Origin of the sequence: Marinobacter changyiensis (assembly GCF_009193265.1) — a bacterium.
Classification (GTDB): domain Bacteria; phylum Pseudomonadota; class Gammaproteobacteria; order Pseudomonadales; family Oleiphilaceae; genus Marinobacter; species Marinobacter changyiensis.
In genome coordinates, this window is sequence record NZ_VZZZ01000006.1 from 171,922 (window position 1) to 188,553 (window position 16,632).

Annotated in this window: 14 protein-coding genes; 2 read left to right on the forward strand and 12 right to left on the reverse strand. The window is 57.3% G+C overall.

The genetic code is table 11. The features are described from left to right. Positions 1-56: 56 nt before the first annotated feature. The 11 genes from F6Y09_RS16590 to F6Y09_RS16640 all read right to left on the reverse strand — a co-directional run bounded on the left by F6Y09_RS16590 (position 57) and on the right by F6Y09_RS16640 (position 12,818). Positions 57-503, reverse strand: a complete 447-nt coding sequence (locus F6Y09_RS16590) for a PaaI family thioesterase (RefSeq protein ID WP_152208062.1) — start codon at positions 501-503, stop codon at positions 57-59. Further along, positions 504-2,057 carry an acyl-CoA synthetase gene (locus F6Y09_RS16595; RefSeq protein WP_218944190.1) on the reverse strand — a complete coding sequence of 518 codons (1,554 nt, stop codon included), beginning with the start codon at positions 2,055-2,057 and terminating at the stop codon, positions 504-506. A 38-nt stretch (positions 2,058-2,095) separates the two neighbouring features. Continuing rightward, a complete protein-coding gene (locus F6Y09_RS16600; RefSeq protein WP_152208063.1) occupies positions 2,096-2,890 on the reverse strand; it encodes an enoyl-CoA hydratase/isomerase family protein in 795 nt (264 codons plus the stop codon). Between the two features lie 36 nt (positions 2,891-2,926). After that, a complete protein-coding gene (locus F6Y09_RS16605) occupies positions 2,927-4,057 on the reverse strand; it encodes a CaiB/BaiF CoA transferase family protein (protein ID WP_152208064.1) in 1,131 nt (376 codons plus the stop codon). Positions 4,058-4,128: 71 nt separating this feature from the next. Then, positions 4,129-5,355 (reverse strand): CoA transferase, encoded by a 1,227-nt coding sequence (locus F6Y09_RS16610; RefSeq protein WP_152208065.1) that lies wholly within the window; start codon positions 5,353-5,355, stop codon positions 4,129-4,131. Between the two features lie 2 nt (positions 5,356-5,357). Further along, the gene (locus F6Y09_RS16615) at positions 5,358-6,215 is read right to left on the reverse strand and encodes a MaoC family dehydratase (protein ID WP_152208066.1); all 858 of its coding nucleotides are present in this window, start codon (positions 6,213-6,215) and stop codon (positions 5,358-5,360) included. Positions 6,216-6,287: 72 nt separating this feature from the next. After that, the gene (locus F6Y09_RS16620; protein ID WP_152208300.1) at positions 6,288-7,193 is read right to left on the reverse strand and encodes an SDR family NAD(P)-dependent oxidoreductase; all 906 of its coding nucleotides are present in this window, start codon (positions 7,191-7,193) and stop codon (positions 6,288-6,290) included. A gap of 52 nt (positions 7,194-7,245) precedes the next feature. Continuing rightward, positions 7,246-8,943, reverse strand: coding sequence for an acyl-CoA dehydrogenase family protein (locus tag F6Y09_RS16625; protein WP_218944192.1), 1,698 nt, complete (start codon positions 8,941-8,943; stop codon positions 7,246-7,248). A gap of 23 nt (positions 8,944-8,966) precedes the next feature. After that, the gene (locus tag F6Y09_RS16630) at positions 8,967-10,166 is read right to left on the reverse strand and encodes an acetyl-CoA acetyltransferase (RefSeq protein WP_152208067.1); all 1,200 of its coding nucleotides are present in this window, start codon (positions 10,164-10,166) and stop codon (positions 8,967-8,969) included. Between the two features lie 29 nt (positions 10,167-10,195). After that, complete coding sequence (locus F6Y09_RS16635; RefSeq protein ID WP_152208068.1) at positions 10,196-11,644, reverse strand: 3-oxoacyl-[acyl-carrier-protein] synthase III C-terminal domain-containing protein; 1,449 nt, start codon at positions 11,642-11,644, stop codon at positions 10,196-10,198. A 34-nt stretch (positions 11,645-11,678) separates the two neighbouring features. Further along, positions 11,679-12,818, reverse strand: coding sequence for an acyl-CoA dehydrogenase family protein (locus F6Y09_RS16640; RefSeq protein WP_152208069.1), 1,140 nt, complete (start codon positions 12,816-12,818; stop codon positions 11,679-11,681). A 238-nt stretch (positions 12,819-13,056) separates the two neighbouring features. On the opposite strand from F6Y09_RS16640, the gene F6Y09_RS16645 reads away from it, so the two are divergent. Continuing rightward, positions 13,057-14,055, forward strand: coding sequence for a LysR family transcriptional regulator (locus F6Y09_RS16645; RefSeq protein WP_152208070.1), 999 nt, complete (start codon positions 13,057-13,059; stop codon positions 14,053-14,055). Positions 14,056-14,116: 61 nt separating this feature from the next. Beyond that, on the forward strand, positions 14,117-15,793 hold the full coding sequence (locus tag F6Y09_RS16650) for a GMC family oxidoreductase (protein ID WP_152208071.1): 1,677 nt from the start codon (positions 14,117-14,119) through the stop codon (positions 15,791-15,793). Positions 15,794-15,803: 10 nt separating this feature from the next. Here the strand turns inward: F6Y09_RS16650 and F6Y09_RS16655 are convergent, their stop codons facing one another. Beyond that, the gene (locus tag F6Y09_RS16655; RefSeq protein WP_179959448.1) at positions 15,804-16,547 is read right to left on the reverse strand and encodes a Crp/Fnr family transcriptional regulator; all 744 of its coding nucleotides are present in this window, start codon (positions 16,545-16,547) and stop codon (positions 15,804-15,806) included. Between the last annotated feature and the right edge of the window lie 85 nt (positions 16,548-16,632).

A 16,632-nucleotide genomic window follows, 5' to 3' on the forward strand; every position in this document is an offset into this window, starting at 1 on the left:
ACGACATGGCATTGGGGAGTAACAGTGAAATAACAGGGGCCTGCACGGAGGTAGACTCATACTGACGGAACTCCCTCTTCATTCTCGCCACCCAATACATACCGGAAGGTGCCGGCTCCAGTGGCGATGAGCTGATCGTCCCGGGTGATGCGCGCCTCCACAAAGAACATTTTGCGGCCGCGGCTGATGAGATGGGCTTCAACCCGAATCAGCCCGTCCCGGGCCGGATTCATAAAGTGAGTATTCATAGAGACCGTAATACACTTACGGACATTGCCCGGCACCGGACACCAGGTGCCACAGAGGCCGCTGGCAGAATCCAGCAGCGACATGAAGACACCGCCATGGACGAACCCGTTGCGATTCAGGTGTTGCTTGCCCAGGGGTACCGTCAGCACACAAAAATCTTTTCGCCATTCGGTGACGGTAAATCCCAGCGCGTCCCGAAAACCCGCCATGTTCTCGGATTCGGTCTTGAAATTGCTGTTCTCAGAGTCAGACATTCAGATTTTCCGACCGGCCTGCTGCCAGTATTTGTCCCGCAGTTTGCGCTTGAAGATTTTGCCCGAATCCTCTCTGGGAAGGTTTATGCCGATCTCTATTTTCCTGGGAACCTTGAACCCGGCGAGATGTTCACGCAGATAACTTTTTATATGGTCGGTATCCAGATCAATGTTCTCCTGTGCTTCCACCACCGCCATCAACGATTCCCCGAATTCCTCATCGGGAATGCCAAAAATGACGCAATCCTTGATGCCCGGGTAGTTGTGCAGGACCGCTTCTATCTCGGCGGGATATATATTCACGCCACCGGAGATCACCATGTCCTTTATCCGGTCGGCTATGTAGAGAAAGCCGTCCTCGTCCAGGTAACCCATGTCTCCGGAGGTAATGTAGCCATCCTTTTCCATGGCGGCACGGGCCTCCGGTTTGCGGTTGTAGGTAAAGTCCATCAACGGAAACCGCGAATAGATCTCACCGATTTGCCCGGCTGGCAGGGTATTGCCGTGCTCGTCCAGGATCCGGATATCAGCCTCCGGTACCGTCTTACCGACACTGCCGGGCTTGGCCAGGGCCTGCTGAGAATTACAGGCACTGACCGCACTGGATTCCGTGGAGCCATAGAACTCGTGGATCACCGGACCGAACCATTCAATCATCCTGCGTTTGACATCCGCGGGGCATGGCGCCGCTGCGTGGATAATAAATTCCAGACTCGAGGGATCGAATTTATTGCGGACATCGTCTGGCAGCTTCAGCAGCCGGATAAACATGATCGGCACCATAATGGCCGCCGTCAGCCGGTATTCCTCGATTAACGCGAGAAACTCCCCGGAATCAAACTTCGGAATAATCAACAGCAAGTCACTGATTTTTGAAGCCTGCATGGCATAGCCATTGGGCGCACTGTGATAGAGCGGCCCCGGTACTGTACAGCGGGCGCCCGGACCACAGCCGTATACCCGGGTACGGAAGTCCCGCAGGGTGGCGGCGCCTTCGGCATTCAGCGGAATCCTGCGAACGCCTTTCGGATGTCCGGTGGTGCCAGAGGTATACAGCATGGAGGATGGGCCCTGAACCGGTGGGCTCTGCAATGGCTGCTCCGCGTCCAGCAATCGCTGCCAGTCAGCTTCCCCTTCCGGCACGGCGCACTGGTCAGCCGGCAGGCCAAAAGGCCTGCGAATGTCTTCGTGGGTTTCCACCAGCAGACAACTGACACTGGCCGGAATGGCGTCCTTCACATTCCGGTACAGGTCCGCATGAATAACCAGAACCCTCGCCCCGGAATCGTTCAATATGTAGGTCAGCTCTTCTCCGGCCAGGTGCCAGTTGATGGGCACCGCATAAGCCCCGACGTAATTGGCAGCGTGGTTGGCGATCAGGAAGTGGATATCGTTACGCATGAAGATACCCACGCACTCCCCCTCGCCTACTCCCATTTTACTGAACACGCTGGCAGCACATTTTACATCGTGCTGAAACTCTTCATGGCTGAGATGCCGGGAGCCGCAAACAATGCCTTTAAACATCGTCTTGTCGATTGTTGTAGTTGTCACTGCAACCTCTCTTTTAAACCAGACGGGGCCGGCCGGGATCAATGCCCTTTGAAAACCGGATGGCGTTTCTCGTTAAACGCGACGACACCTTCGATCCAGTCCTCGGACATGGCCGTTTCACCAAAGGTTTCGGCCTCTGCCTGCAGTTGTTCTTCCAGGGAATTATCGGAAGCGGCCAGAATCAGCTTCTTGATGTTGCCATAGGCACGGGTGGGCCCACTCGCCAGCCGGTCTGCCAGTTCCTTGGTTCGGGCTGCCAGTTCCTCAGTAGGTACCACGCGGTTGATCAGGCCCATGCCCAGCGCTTCCGTTGCACTGAAGCGATCCCCCAGAAGGGCAATTTCCATGGCTCTCTTGGTGCCCACCAGGCGCGGCAAATAATAGGTAGCGCCCCCATCCGGACTACTGGCAATTCTGGAATAGGCCAGAGTAAAGAACGCATCTTCCGAAGCCACCACCATGTCACAACACAGCGCAAGACTGACCCCGGCACCCGCTGCCGCACCACGAACACTGGCAATCACCGGTTTGTTCAACCGCCGCATGGCTAACATGATGGTATTGAGACCGTGAATACGATTGATAAAGGTGAGCCGCCGCTCTTCCGGTGGCAGTTTGGTGAACGCCATGAAGGACTTGACGTCGCCACCGGCCAGAAAGTGCTCACCCGCACCCCGCAAAACAATGCAGCGAATATTGTCGTTAAGCTCTGCTTCCTGCAAGCGGTCCCGGATCTCGGTACGCATTTCGAGCGACAGCGCATTGCGGGCTTCCGGGCGGTTCATGGTCAGGTAGGCAACCTGGCCATCAATCTCATAGTTCAAGTCACTCATAGTGTCTGATCCTGTCGGATAAATAGCGGATTGTGGTTAGCCACAGACTTTTGCGGAACGCATGACTTCCAGCTGCTCAGGTTTAAAACCCAGCTCACCCAGTACCTCTGCGGTATCCGCTCCATACTGACGGGCGGCGAAACGGATGCCGGGCGCAGTGCGACTGAAGCGGGGTGCTGGTGCCGGTTGCTGCATGCCGCCCACGTCGATATAGGTCTGTCGGGCCTGGTTATGGGGATGAGACTGAGCTTCTTTGATATCCAGCACCGGTGCAAAGCAGATATCGGTGCCTTCCATCAGGTCACACCATTGGGCCCGGGTTTTCTGGCGGAACACCTGCTCCAGGGATTTTTTCAGCTCCGGCCACCGGCTGCGGTCCTGCTGCTCGCCGAACTCCTCCCGGGAGAGGCCCGCCACCTCCATCAACTGGGTATAAAACTGGGGCTCTATCGAGCCGATGGATATGTATTTACCGTCGCCGGTTTCGTAGGTGTCATAGAAGTGAGAACCGGTATCCAGTCGATTGGTGCCACGCTCCAGGGAGTTCAGGCCCATTTCATAGGCCGAATGGAACATCGACATGAGCACAGCGGAACCGTCAGTCATAGCGGCATCAATAACCTGACCCTTTCCGGATTTTGCGGTTTCCAGCAGGGCTGAAACAATGCCCAAAGCCAGGAACATACCGCCACCCCCGAAATCACCCACCAGATTCAGGGGCGGCACCGGCTTTTCGCCCGCGCGCCCAATAGCGCTAAGAACACCGGTCAGGGAAATGTAATTGATATCATGGCCAGCCACTTTGGCCAGCGGGCCGTATTGGCCCCAGCCGGTCATGCGCCCGTACACCAGCCGCGGGTTGCGCTGCATGCACGGCTCCGGACCGACACCGAGCTTTTCAGTCACCCCCGGACGGAAACCTTCAAACAGAACGTCGGCGGTTTCCACCAGTTTAAGCAGCGCTTCGACACCCTGCTCACTTTTCAGATTCAGGGCTATGGAGCGCTTGCCCCGGCGGCTGCAATCCAATTCCGGCTTTGGCGCCTGCGCTCCGACCCGCTCGACACTGATCACCTCTGCGCCGAGGTCCGCCAATACCATGCCGCAGAATGGCCCCGGGCCAATCCCGGCCAGTTCAATAATCCGAATACCTTTCAACGGTCCCATCTTGCTCTCCTGTGGCCGAGGCATGATTACTCAGCGCTCTTGTCTTTGTTGTTCAGGCGTCCTTCGGGGCGCTACTGATTGCTGCTGGCCACAATCTTGTCGTCAAACAGTTTGCCGATCTCACCGCTGGACAGCCCGAGGGTCTGGGCCAGAATTTCTTCGGTGTGCTCGCCCAGCTTCGGTGCCCGCAGAACCGGTTCCCGGTCCATGCCGGTAAACCGAAGGGGATGATCCGGCATCAGGTACTCACCGATCCCGGGCTGGTCTACCATCTGGAACAGGGGGTTGTCGGTGGAGCAGTCGATATCGGAATTGACCGTTTCACGGATCGTCTGGTACTTACCCCAACAAACTCCGGCATTATCAAGCTCAGTGCTGACCTGGCTGTAAGGGCGCTGAATGAACCAGGGCTGGAGGATGGCGGTGATTTCCGCACGGCCCTTATAGCGGTCACCCTCTTTGCGGAAGTCCAGGTCCATGCGCTGCTGCAACTCGTGGATCTGGGTTTCGGTGCCGGTCACCGCAACAATAGCCTGCCACTGATTCGGGCTGACCCCGACGACCATGACCCGTTCGCCATCGCTGCACCCGAAGTCGTGACCATAGGTACCAAAGATATCGTTGCCAATGGCCTCACGATCAGCGTCGTTGACCATGGCCTCGGCGATGTAACCCAGATTTCCCAGGGTGGCGAGGGCCACATCGGCCAGGGCAATTTTTACCAACTGGCCCTTACCGGTACGGGAACGATGACGCTCTGCAGCGAGTAACCCCAGGGCAATCTGCTGGCCGGTGATGACATCCCAGGCCGGCATGGGATTGTTCAGGGGCGGAATCTTTCCGGCCTTGCCGACCCCGGTAATCGATGGAAAGCCGACCTTGCAGTTGACGGTGTAGTCCAGGGCACTTTTGCCGTGGCGGTCACCGGTGAGGTTCATATAGATCAGGTCTTCCCGGAGTTCTTTCAGGCGCTCATAGGACAGCCAGCCCTTGGCCGGGAAGTTGGTGAGGAACATGCCGCAATCGTCCCCCGGAAGGGTAATCAGCCGGGAAAGAATTTCCTGGCCTTCCGCACGACGGATGTCCACCGCAATGGATCGCTTGCCCTTGTTCAGGCTGTGCCAGTAGAGACTCTGGTTGTCACTGTTCACCGGCCATCGGCGGTAGTCGATGCCACCGCCGATGGGGTCGAAACGGATCACATCGGCCCCCAGTTGCGCCAGGGTCATGCCGCCCGAGGGCGCCGCCACAAAGGCACTGCCCTCAACGACTCTTAGTCCGGAAAGAATGTTCTGCATGTTCAGCTCACCTCAGCGTAGCCGTTGTTGATGACCACCAGATCCCGTTCCACCGAGCGACAACGGAAAGCCACGGAATCGCCTTCGCGCCAGATTTCGGTGCGGATGGTTTCCCCCGGATAAACCGGCGCCGAGAACCGCACCCGCATCCGGTGAAAGCGGGCCGGGTCGTAGTCACACAGGGTTTTCAGAAGCGCGTGACAGGCGACACCGAACGTACACAAACCGTGCAGGATGGGTGCCTTGAAGCCAGCATTGATGGCCACCTCCGGATCCGCATGAAGCGGATTGTAGTCACCGGAAAGCCGGTAAATCAGTGCCTGCTGGGGGAGGGTCGGTAACTCACACAACAAGTCCGGCTCCCGTTCGGGGAGCGGGTCAGGCTTTGGTGACTGGGCGCCGGAACCACCAAAACCGCCATCGCCCCGGGCCATGGTGGTCATGGACAATGTGCACAAGGCCTCATCGGTATCCCCATCCCGGACGGTGCGCTCGGAAAGAATCAGCGCACCCTTACCTTCCCCTTTGTCGATCACATCAGTCACCTGGGTGGTGGCATAGACATGGCCGGAGGCAGGCAACGGTTTGTGCATGACCACTTCCTGGCCGGCGTGCAGGACCTTCACCCAGTCGATTCCGGTATCTGATTCCTTGGCCCAGAATCCCGGATAAGCCATAACCACCGCCATGCTGGGAAGTGCCTTGAGACCGTTCTCGTAAACAAACGGCAGGCAGTCTCTGTCCAGGGGGTCAATCCCCATACCCACGCCGAGGGCGTAAAGGATGGTATCTTTCTCGGTATATTTCTGCTCGATCCGCTCGAACTTACGGTTCAGCAGCTTCTCGTAACTGATGGCCATGTGCATCCTCCTGTGTCCGGAAACAGCACCCGCCCGGCAATACCGAGCGGGCTCATTGCTACCCGGGATCGATCAGAACGGATCCCAGCTGAAGATGTCCGCAGACCGACTCAGTGGGTAGAAATCTGCTTCAAAGGCGGGCATCACCCTGCTCAGTATGGTCTCCGGGGTCCAGCCATCGGAGGTGTGAGCCGAGCGAATCGGGCGGGGCTGGCTGAACAGGAAAATCTCGTTATTGCGCACACCAAAGATCTGACCGGTCACATGCTTCGCCTGGTCACTGCACAATGACACCACCAGGGTGGAGATCTTGTCCGGAGTCATCTTCTGGATCTTGGCCACGCGCGCTTTTTGGGCCTCATCATCAGTCGGGATACTGCCAATCAGACGGCTCCAGGCAAACGGAGCGATACAGTTAGAGGTGACGCCAAATCGATCCATATCCAGTGCCATGGATTTGGACAGACCCACAATGCCCATCTTGGCGGCGGCGTAGTTGGCCTGGCCAAAATTACCAATCAGGCCGGAGGTGGATGTCATGTTCACAAAGGTACCACTGCCCTGCTCGCGAAAGTGGGGCGCCGCCGCCCGGCTGACGTTGAAGGTACCCTTGAGATGCACGGCCAGAACCGACTCGAAATCCTCCTCCGTCATCTTGTGGAAAATGCCGTCACGAAGATTTCCGGCGTTGTTGACGACGCAATCGATCTGACCAAAGGTATCAATGGCGGTCTGGATGATGGCTTGACCACCGTCCCATTCCGTCACGCTGTCAAAGCTCGACACAGCCTCGCCGCCTGCCTCCTTGATCGCAGCTACGACTTCGTCAGCCGGGGCCTGATCGTTACCGGCACCGTCAGCACCGCCACCAATATCGTTGACCACCACTTTGGCGCCGTGCTCCGCAAGCATCAGGCAGGTTGCGCGGCCGATACCGCGACCACCGCCGGTGACAACAATGACTTTTCCATCCAACATTTTTTTATCGCTCACAACATCCTCCTTAAAGGTCTCTTGTAGATTTATTGTTTCAGGCCTGAGCAACCAGATTTCTGGCAATAACTTTTAAAGCGAGGGTTTCTTCAGCCCCCTCGAAGATCGGCAATACCCGCGCATCCACAAAGTATCGACTGACATCTGTTTCTTCGGCGTAGCCCATACCACCATGGATCTGCATGGCTTCTCGGGTTACCCGCTCTGCTGAACGGCAGGTAAACAGTTTCACCAGGCTGGCTTCCACCTGGCCGCCGCCTTCGTCCATCAGACGGGCGACTGCGTAGCTGAACTGCCGGGAGGCGGTCAGGGTCGACATCATTCGGCCCAGCTTCACCTGTGTAAGTTGGTAATCGCCCACGGCTTTGCCGAAAACCTTACGGTCTTTGGCGTAGCTGAGCGCTTTTTCGAATGCCGCCTGCATCACACCGGTTGCCCGGGCAGCAGTCTGGATTCGCCCGCCCGCAAACCCGGCCATGGTGAAGTAAAACCCCTGACCACGGCCTTTCTCACCACCAATCAGGCCGTCGGCGGGAACAAAATAATCCTCAAAGAAGACGTCGTAGGAGTGCATGCCCCTATAGCCCAGGGTGGCTATGGCCTTGCCGGAAATTACGCCTCCGGCCGGTTGCTGATGGTGGAACTCATGGCCCGAGGCGGGTGGTTTCTCAACCAGGAACAGACTGAGCCCCCGGTGACCCAGGGCCGGGTCCGGTTCACTCCGGGCCATGGTCAGCAACATGCCCGCCTTGCCCGCGAAGGTGCACCAGGTTTTGCTACCGTTGAGTACCCAGCCGTCTTTGACCTGCGTCGCCTTCAACCCGAGCGAAGCCACGTCAGAGCCGTAATCGGGCTCGGTGATGGCGATCGCACACAGGGTTTCGCCAGAGGCTATGCGCGGCAACCATTCCTGCTGTTGTTCGGCGGTACCACCTTGCAACAGTGCCTTGGCCGCGATTTCCGGACGGGTAATCAGGCTGCCCGCCGCCCCCAGCGAGGCCCGTGACAGCTCTTCGGTCACGACGATCATGCCGAGGCTGTCCGGTTTGTCATCGGGCAACAAGCCACCGAAGCGCTCCGGAATACTGATGCCGAAACAGCCAAGTTCTGCCGCCGGCTTGAGAATTTCATCAGGGATATCCAGGTCCTGCCGATGGATTTCCCCCGCCAGGGGCATCACCACATCGGTAGCAAAACGGGCGAACATGTCCCGCACCATTTCTTTTTCTTCCCCGAGCATGGACGGCAGACGGGCACTACCCCTTGCCGCCACAGTGGCTCCGATAGACGCCAGAAAGTCGCTGCTAGCGAAATCCTCAATCAACTGCTGAATATCATTATCGCTGTACAAACCAATGACCGCAGCGCGATCAAGCCCGGTATCTCCGGCTCGGGCCAGCAAACGCTGAATCGCCGAAGGTACCGCCTCTGCGCAGAACGCCAGCGCTACTTCCCGGGCAAGCTCATCTTCTACGCCCGCCTCCGCTGCGTAATGACAAACCGCATCACAAGCCGACAATTCCGCCGCGCAGAAGGCCGCCTCGTAACAGCTCAACTGGTGACGGTCCAGCAAACCTGCGCTCAGATGGCCATCAACGGTGCAAAAGCCCTTGAGGTTCTTGAGGGCCAGCCCCAGTTGCTGCCTGACTTTCTCGAGACTGCGCTGGGCCAGTGCCAGTGCCAGCGACTCGGCGTCGCTGCCCGACGGCATAACGGCTTCTTGTGTGTGGCTCATCCGGTCACCTGTTCCTTCGACATTCACTCGTAACGCCCGATAATCGAGATGCTGCAGATATTCTGGTGCGGGAAGCCGCCGAGGTTGTGGTTCAGGGCCAGGCGTGCATTCGGCAGTTGCCGGTCACCGGCCCGGCCCTGAAACTGCAGATAATTTTCGTAAATCATCCGCAGGCCCGAGGCGCCGATGGGATGGCCAAAGCATTTCAGTCCGCCATCAATCTGGCACGGGATTCGGCCATCAGCATCAAAATCGCCATTCAGAACATCCCGGACCGCCTGTCCCTCGTCAGACAGTTGCAGGTCTTCCATGGTCACCAGCTCGGTAATAGAAAAACAGTCATGAACTTCCGTCATGCTGATTTCTTCCCGGGGCTTCCTGATACCTGCTTCGTTATAGGCACGCTGGGCCGCAATCCGGGTGGTCTTCAGGTAAGAACCGTCCCAGTCACTGAAACTGGCCTCATCGCCGTTGGAAACCGCTAGTTGCACAGCCTTGACCGACACCAGATCCGTTTTACCCAACCGCCGGGCGATCTCGGGCGTGGTGACGATGGCACAGGCAGAACCATCACTCACGCCACAGCAGTCATACAACCCGATCGGTTCTGCGATGTAAGGCGCGTTGATGGCCTGCTCTTCAGTGATTTCCCGACGAAGATGGGCTTTCGGATTTTTCGCGCCGTTGGCGTGGCTTTTTACTGACACATGCGCCATAGCCCGCTTCAGTTCAGTCCTGTCAATACCGTGCTTGGCCCGATAGCCGCTGGCCAGCTGGGCAAAGGAGCCGGGCGCCGACAGGTTGGGCCAGAACATGTCGTTTTCCACACCGCGGGTGCGCTGGGGCAAACCGCCGTAGCCGACGTCCTTCAGCTTTTCCACACCCAGGGCCAGGGCAATGTCACAGGCCCCGGAGGCCACCGCATAGACCGCACCCCGGAACGCTTCGGTACCGGTCGCGCACATGTTTTCAACCTTGGTGACCGGAATATTCGACAACCTCAGAGCGAGGGAAAGCGGCAGCGCACTGGACCCCACGTTGTAGGCGTCGATGCCGGCACCAAACCAGCCCATTTCGATGTCCTTCTTCTCGATACCCGCGTCAGCAAGACACTCCTCGAAGGCTTCAACCATCAGGTCAGCGGGGCTGGCATCCCAGCGTTCACCGAACTTGCTGCAACCCATTCCCAGGATCACTACTTTGTCTTTGATTCCACTAGCCATATTCAATCACCTGTTGTCAGCTGCGCCTGTTATTGCCCGGACGGTGTCGCTTTCCAGAAGTACTTCCGGAAGCCCCGCTGGTTATCGAACTGCCGGATGCGGAAATGCATACTGACGGCAACACCGGTTTCGATACTGCCCGCCTCCACTTCCGTAAAGTCCATCATCAACCGACCACCACCCTCGAATTCGACCAGCCCGAAGTAGGCGGGCGGGTTCCAGTCAAAGGTCAGACGATCAGCAGTCCAGGTTTTCACCCGGCCGGGTAAGCCGGACATGGGGTAATCGTCCTGACTGTGCAACGCGCCACAGTCCGGATTCACGCAATAGTTCTCCTTCGGGATCTGGATGGTGCCGCATTCCCTGCACTTGCCACCGATAAATCCGGTCAACAGGTCCTTTTTGCGGTACATCGCCGCCAGGTAACTCTGCTTGTCCAGTTCCCCACGCTTGCCGGTTTCACGTTCAACCAGATTATTGAAGCTGAGGAAACGGTTGTAGTTGGTATCCGGTCGACGGCGCTCCAGCGCGCCGGCAAAGCCGGTTTTCGGGCGCCGGTCCTTGATCTGGTCGGTGGCCCTGAAGAGCACGACGTCGGTGCCCTGCCCAAAACCAGCCAGCATGATCAGATCACCGGGTTGGGCAGCTTCGAGCACGGAGGTCAGCATGAGAATCGGATGCGCTGCACCGGAAACACCCATCGAAGCAATACGGTTGTCAACGACGGCTTCCGCCGAAATTCCAAGCTCTTCGGCAACCGCCGGCGGCGTTTTAGCCTGATCGGACGCCAGTACAAAGTGAGCAATCTCACCGGCCTTTACGCCTGCTTTTTCCAGCAGCCGGGAAACGGCCAGCGGTACACTTTTCAGATAACCCTCGTCCCGGACCCAGCGTTCTTCCCATTCGTAATCCAGGGTGGAGTCTTCTCCGCGGTAGTGGTCCACAAAGTCCGTGACGTAGGTCTCGCAGCCCAGGTATTCGGCCATCACGCCGTCACTGCCCACACCCAGGGCAGCAGCACCGTCGCCCCAGAGCATTTCGGCCCGGGAGCCACACTTGCTGCGCCGATGTTCAGACGCCACCAGCATAGCGGACCCTTTATCCGAGCTGCCCGCTTCCAGCATCGCAATCAGTGCCGATGTCGCGGCGCGCTGGGAAGCACTGACATCCATGGTGCGCAGATGGTCGCCAAGATTCAGCGCCTGGCTGACCACCACAGAGTTCTGGCGATCAAGAAAAGGCATGGTAGTGGAAGCCAGATAAAGAGCGCCCACCGAGCTGGCATCCAGCAGGGAAAGACAGTCCTGCCCTGCTTCCACAGCCATGGTGATGGTGTCTTCATCCCAGTTGCAGACACTGCGCTCGCCTTTGGCGAGGCCACGCAGGCTGGTATCAAACCAGTCGTTGGCGTCAGCCATGGCGGCTCTTGAGAGTCGGCTTCTCGGTATATAGGCACCGTAGGCGGTAATACCAAACATGTGATTTCCTTCCTCTTACTATTAAAGGGAGAGACTAAAGGGAGCGACCGATAACCAGCTTCATGATTTCCGACGTGCCGCCGTAGATCCGACGTACCCGCGCATCCACATAGATGCGGGAAATGGGGTACTCGCGCATGTAGCCATACCCGCCGAACAGCTGCAGGCACTGGTCAACTACCTTGCCTTCATTCTCTGTCGTCCAGAGTTTGGCCATCGCGCCTTCCTCAGGCGTCAGAGTCCCCTCATCACACTTTTTCATGCACTGGTCCAGGTAGGCCCAGCCAACCTCCAGACTGGTTTTCATATCCGCCAGCACAAACTGGGTGTTCTGGAACTCGGCGATGGTTTTGCCAAACGCTTTGCGTTCCTTGGTGTAGGCGACGGTGAGATCAAATGCACGCTGGGCTTCGGCCTGGGCTCGACAGGCGATGGTAATGCGCTCCCGCGGAAGCTCCCGCATCATGATCTTGAAGCCTTCACCCGCCTCACCAACCAGATTGGCTACCGGCACCCGGACATCCTGAAAAAACATTTCCGACGTGTCCGCCGCTTTCTGTCCAATCTTGTCCAGATTACGCCCACGGGAGAAGCCGGGGCTATCACATTCGACAAGGATCATGCTGATACCGCGACCACCCATGCTCGGGTCTGTGGTGCAGGCCACCAACACAAAATCACAGTTCTGGCCGTTGGTAATAAAGGTCTTCTGGCCATTGATCACATACTCGTCACCGTCGCGTACGGCGCTGGTGCGCAAGTTCTTGAGATCACTACCAACACCCGGCTCAGTCATACCGATGGCAGCAATTTTTTCGGCAGTAACCATTTTTGGCAGCCAATACTTCTTTTGTTCTTCGGTGCCTGCATTCATCAGGTAGTAGGCCACGATGTCAGCCTGAACGGAGAAGCCGACACTGGCGCCGCCAATGGCGTAGCCGGTTTCCTCTGACAGCACCATGTTGTAGAGAAAGTCCGCACCCGGGCCGCCATATTCTTCCGGCACGCCACAACACAGAAAGCCATTCTCCGCAGCCTTTTCCCACAGCGACCGGGGCACCACGCTCTGTTCTTCCCATTCGTCTATATTCGGCTCCAGCTCGGTTCGGAAAAAACGGCGGACATTTTCCCGGAAAAGCTCGTGTTCGCTGCTGTAGATGGCTCTGCCCTGCATACTTGTTAATCCTTATTATTCCTGACGCCGGATAACACCGGTAAAGAAGAGAGCGAAACTCGGCTGGCTCCCGATTATGTTTCAACCGTATCAGCAAGAAAAATCTACAACAATTATATACTTTTTATATCAACCATCTTTTTTGGGCATATCTTCCAGGAGGGAACCCTCGTCCGTTATCGACGCAAATGGTATATAGTGAAAAATCGGATACTTCGAAGTTATAGGTGGAATTGCAATGCCCTTTAATCTGAACGTCGACTTGCGCCAGTTGAACACCTTCCTGACGGTTGCAGACACTGGCAGCTTTAGCCGCGCCTCTGAAAAACTGTTTGTCGCCCAGCCAGCCCTGAGCCGTCAGATCCGGATGTTGGAAGAGGCCCTGAACGTAGATGTATTCGTCCGTCACGGGCGTGGTGTGGTGCTGACAGCGGCAGGGGAATTGCTATATGAACGCGCTCGAACCCTGCTTCAGAGTCTTGAGCGAACTCAGGCCGATGTCACCGCAGTGGCGGGTGAAGTGACCGGGCAGGTGGTGCTTGGGCTGCTCCCCACTGTGGCACATACATTCTCGGGCGCCATTATTGAGGAATACCGCAAGCGGTTTCCGCAGGTAAACCTGGCGGTCAAATCCGCCATGAGTGGCACCCTTCAGCAAATGGTCATGCAACATCGATTGAATCTCGCTATTTCTTATAGTCAGAGTAACCATAAAAATCTGCGATACCGCCCCTTGATTGAGGAGCGTCTTTATCTGATCTCCCCTACCAATACAAAAGTGTCCAACCGCTCTGAAATCACCCTGGATGAGGTGCTCGAACTTCCTCTGGTTATGCCGGAAGAGAAGCACGGGCTGAGGGTTGCCATGGAAAAAGAGGCCGCAGAGCGAAACAAGTCCCTGAATCTGGCTCTCGAAGTCAGTGCCTGGCCAATGCTGACTGACATGGTCCGCAGGGGCCTCGGCTACACCATACTATCGTCCGCCGCGGTGCATGAAATGACGACCCGAAAAGAGGTCATCGCCATACCCATCACCTCCCCTGAACTCAAAAGAACACTTTCTCTCGTCACACCCACCGATCTGCCGTCTTCGGTGGCGACGTTGAAACTGGCAGAAATCATCATGCAGCAAGTTGCGGAACAGGTGGGATCGGGCGCCTGGAAAGGCAAATTGTTGTTTGACCCCAAAGAACTCACTCCCTCCAGCAAGCACCCTGATCTGCTTGCAGATGTCTGAAGGGCCGACTAGTAGCCGCTGCCGCCAGATCAGCGTAGCCAGAAAACAGTGAGGATCAAGCATGTCCGAAAACAATAAAGCACAAGGACAAGCGTCAGAATTTGACTACATCGTGGTCGGCGCCGGCACCGCCGGCTGTTTGCTGGCTAATCGTCTCAGCGCCAATCCGGCTAACCGGGTGTTACTGATCGAGGCGGGTGGACAGGACAATTACCACTGGATTCACATCCCGGTGGGCTACTTGTACTGCATCGACAACCCCCGCACCGACTGGCGGTTTCGCACCGATGCCATTCCCGGGCTCAACGGACGATCGCTGATCTATCCGAGGGGCAAAACCCTGGGCGGCTGCTCCAGCATCAACGGTATGCTGTATATCCGCGGCCAGGCCCGGGACTATAACCACTGGGCAGAGGTGACCGGAGACGATGCCTGGAACTGGGAGAACTGCCTGCCGGATTTCATGCGCCACGAAGATCATTGCCGACTCGACAACGGAGGTGATGCTGACGCTGAACATAAGGCATTCCACGGCCATGGTGGAGAATGGCGTATCGAGCGTCAGCGGCTGAAGTGGCAGGTGCTGGAGGATTTTGCCGAAGCGGCGGTGCAAGCCGGTGTGCCCCGGACCCTTGATTTCAATCGCGGTGACAACGAAGGCGTCGATTACTTCGAAGTGAACCAGCGCTCGGGCTGGCGCTGGAACACCTCCAAGGCGTTTCTGCGCAGTGCCAAAAAACGCGATAACCTGACGCTATGGCATTCCGCCCAGGTATTGAGTCTGAGCATGGTAACGGTTGAGGGCGAGCAGCCCCGCTGCACTGGCGTCCGGGTGGCAAGATCAGACGGAGATGAAGTTCAGGCTCTGGCAGCGAAGGAAGTGATTCTGTCCGCCGGTTCGATTGGCTCGCCGCAATTGTTGCAGCTCTCCGGCATTGGCCCGGCAGACCTCCTGCAGCAACACGACATTCCCGTTGTGGCAGACTTGCCAGGGGTGGGTGAAAACCTGCAGGATCACCTGCAGATTCGCTCCGTCTACAAGGTCCACGGTGCCAAGACCCTGAACACCATGGCCAACTCGCTGGTTGGCAAGGCTCAGATCGGCCTGGAATACCTGCTCAAACGCTCAGGCCCCATGAGTATGGCACCCTCGCAACTGTGCGCGTTTACCCGCAGCTCGGACGCCTACGATCACGCTAACATCCAGTATCATGTGCAGCCTCTGAGCCTGGATGCATTCGGCCAGCCGTTACACAGTTTCCCCGCGATCACCGCCAGCGTATGCAACCTCAACCCCAGCAGCCGGGGCACGGTACGCATTCGCAGCCGCGACCCCAGGGAAGCGCCAGCCATTGCCCCCAACTACCTGAATACCGAAGAAGATCGCAAGGTAGCAGCAGACTCTTTACGGGTTACCCGCCGCATTGCCGAACAACAGGCGTTTGCCAAATACCGGCCGGAGGAGTTCAAGCCAGGCCTTGAGTATGAGACTGACGACGAGTTGGCCCGACTGGCCGGGGACATCGGAACCACTATCTTCCACCCTGTCGGCACCACCCGAATGGGTCTTGCCGACGACACCATGGCCGTCGTGGATTCTCATCTTCGGGTAAGGGGGGTTCATGGATTACGGGTGGTCGATGCCGGAGTGATGCCCACCATCACCAGCGGCAACACCAACTCACCCACGTTGATGATTGCAGAGAAAGCCGCCCAGTGGATTCTGGCCGGGGGTTGAACCTCCGCTGTCAGCCACTATTGAGGGCAGCGGTTGAAAGAACCGGAATTGATGCCCCTGTGGGGAGCGAACACTTCTCCACTGTCCAGCCGGCAATTTCTTTGAGCGCCTGCATATCCAGGAGGTCAATGCCTTGACCACTGGTTGCTATACAGCCTTCTTCCCGCAGCTGACGGAGAATGCGGTTCACGTGGACAATGCTTAAACCCAGGGAATCGGCGATCATCACCTGGGGCATCCTGATCTGGCTTCGGCTCCCGCCAGGCCGTTCAAACAGCCCCGCCTGCTTGAGCTTGCCGAAGAAGTCGCGGGTTTCTGTCCCGTCGGCTCGCCTTTGCCTGAAATCGACTTCCAGGAGAAAGTGGGCCATCCGCTGGCGGGCACAGTAACGCGTGAGCCCGACCAATCTCTCGGTGAGGTTGGCCTGCGCCTCGGAAATCATATTAATGAACAGGTGGGACAACTCCGGAGAGCTGGAAAACTCCTGGGTAATCTCGTCCTTGTCATAGGCTGCCAGTACGGTTTCCGACAGGGTCATCAAGCCAGCAATATGATACGCCTTCGAAAGCTCGCCCAGGGCGACCACCTCTCTGGGAAAATAGAAATCAATGATCTGACGAGAGCCATCCTCGAGGTGCCGATGAGTGAAACAGATCCCTTTTTCCACCAACAGAAAATGATCCGCTGGCTCTCCCTCACGGAAGACCACGGTGTTCCTGCCAAATTCCAGCATTTGAGGATGCAGGCTGCTCATCAAGAGCCGCTCCTGGTTTGACAGGCTCGACCCAAACTCTGCATTTCCGAAGAGTGCCTGGATTAACGCTCTAGCCATGAGGCTA

Bases quoted from the DNA above. Each gene is read 5' to 3' on its own strand.
- F6Y09_RS16620 (WP_152208300.1), bottom strand. From the start codon at position 7,193: ATGTTGGATGGAAAAGTCATTGTTGTCACCGGCGGTGGTCGCGGTATC.
- F6Y09_RS16615 (WP_152208066.1), bottom strand. From the start codon at position 6,215: ATGGCCATCAGTTACGAGAAGCTGCTGAACCGTAAGTTCGAGCGGATC.
- F6Y09_RS16605 (WP_152208064.1), bottom strand. From the start codon at position 4,057: ATGGGACCGTTGAAAGGTATTCGGATTATTGAACTGGCCGGGATTGGC.
- F6Y09_RS16640 (WP_152208069.1), bottom strand. From the start codon at position 12,818: ATGCAGGGCAGAGCCATCTACAGCAGCGAACACGAGCTTTTCCGGGAA.
- F6Y09_RS16600 (WP_152208063.1), bottom strand. From the start codon at position 2,890: ATGAGTGACTTGAACTATGAGATTGATGGCCAGGTTGCCTACCTGACC.
- F6Y09_RS16635 (WP_152208068.1), bottom strand. From the start codon at position 11,644: ATGTTTGGTATTACCGCCTACGGTGCCTATATACCGAGAAGCCGACTC.
- F6Y09_RS16610 (WP_152208065.1), bottom strand. From the start codon at position 5,355: ATGCAGAACATTCTTTCCGGACTAAGAGTCGTTGAGGGCAGTGCCTTT.
- F6Y09_RS16650 (WP_152208071.1), top strand. From the start codon at position 14,117: ATGTCCGAAAACAATAAAGCACAAGGACAAGCGTCAGAATTTGACTAC.
- F6Y09_RS16625 (WP_218944192.1), bottom strand. From the start codon at position 8,943: ATGAGCCACACACAAGAAGCCGTTATGCCGTCGGGCAGCGACGCCGAG.
- F6Y09_RS16590 (WP_152208062.1), bottom strand. From the start codon at position 503: ATGTCTGACTCTGAGAACAGCAATTTCAAGACCGAATCCGAGAACATG.
- F6Y09_RS16655 (WP_179959448.1), bottom strand. From the start codon at position 16,547: ATGAGCAGCCTGCATCCTCAAATGCTGGAATTTGGCAGGAACACCGTG.
- F6Y09_RS16630 (WP_152208067.1), bottom strand. From the start codon at position 10,166: ATGGCTAGTGGAATCAAAGACAAAGTAGTGATCCTGGGAATGGGTTGC.
- F6Y09_RS16645 (WP_152208070.1), top strand. From the start codon at position 13,057: ATGCCCTTTAATCTGAACGTCGACTTGCGCCAGTTGAACACCTTCCTG.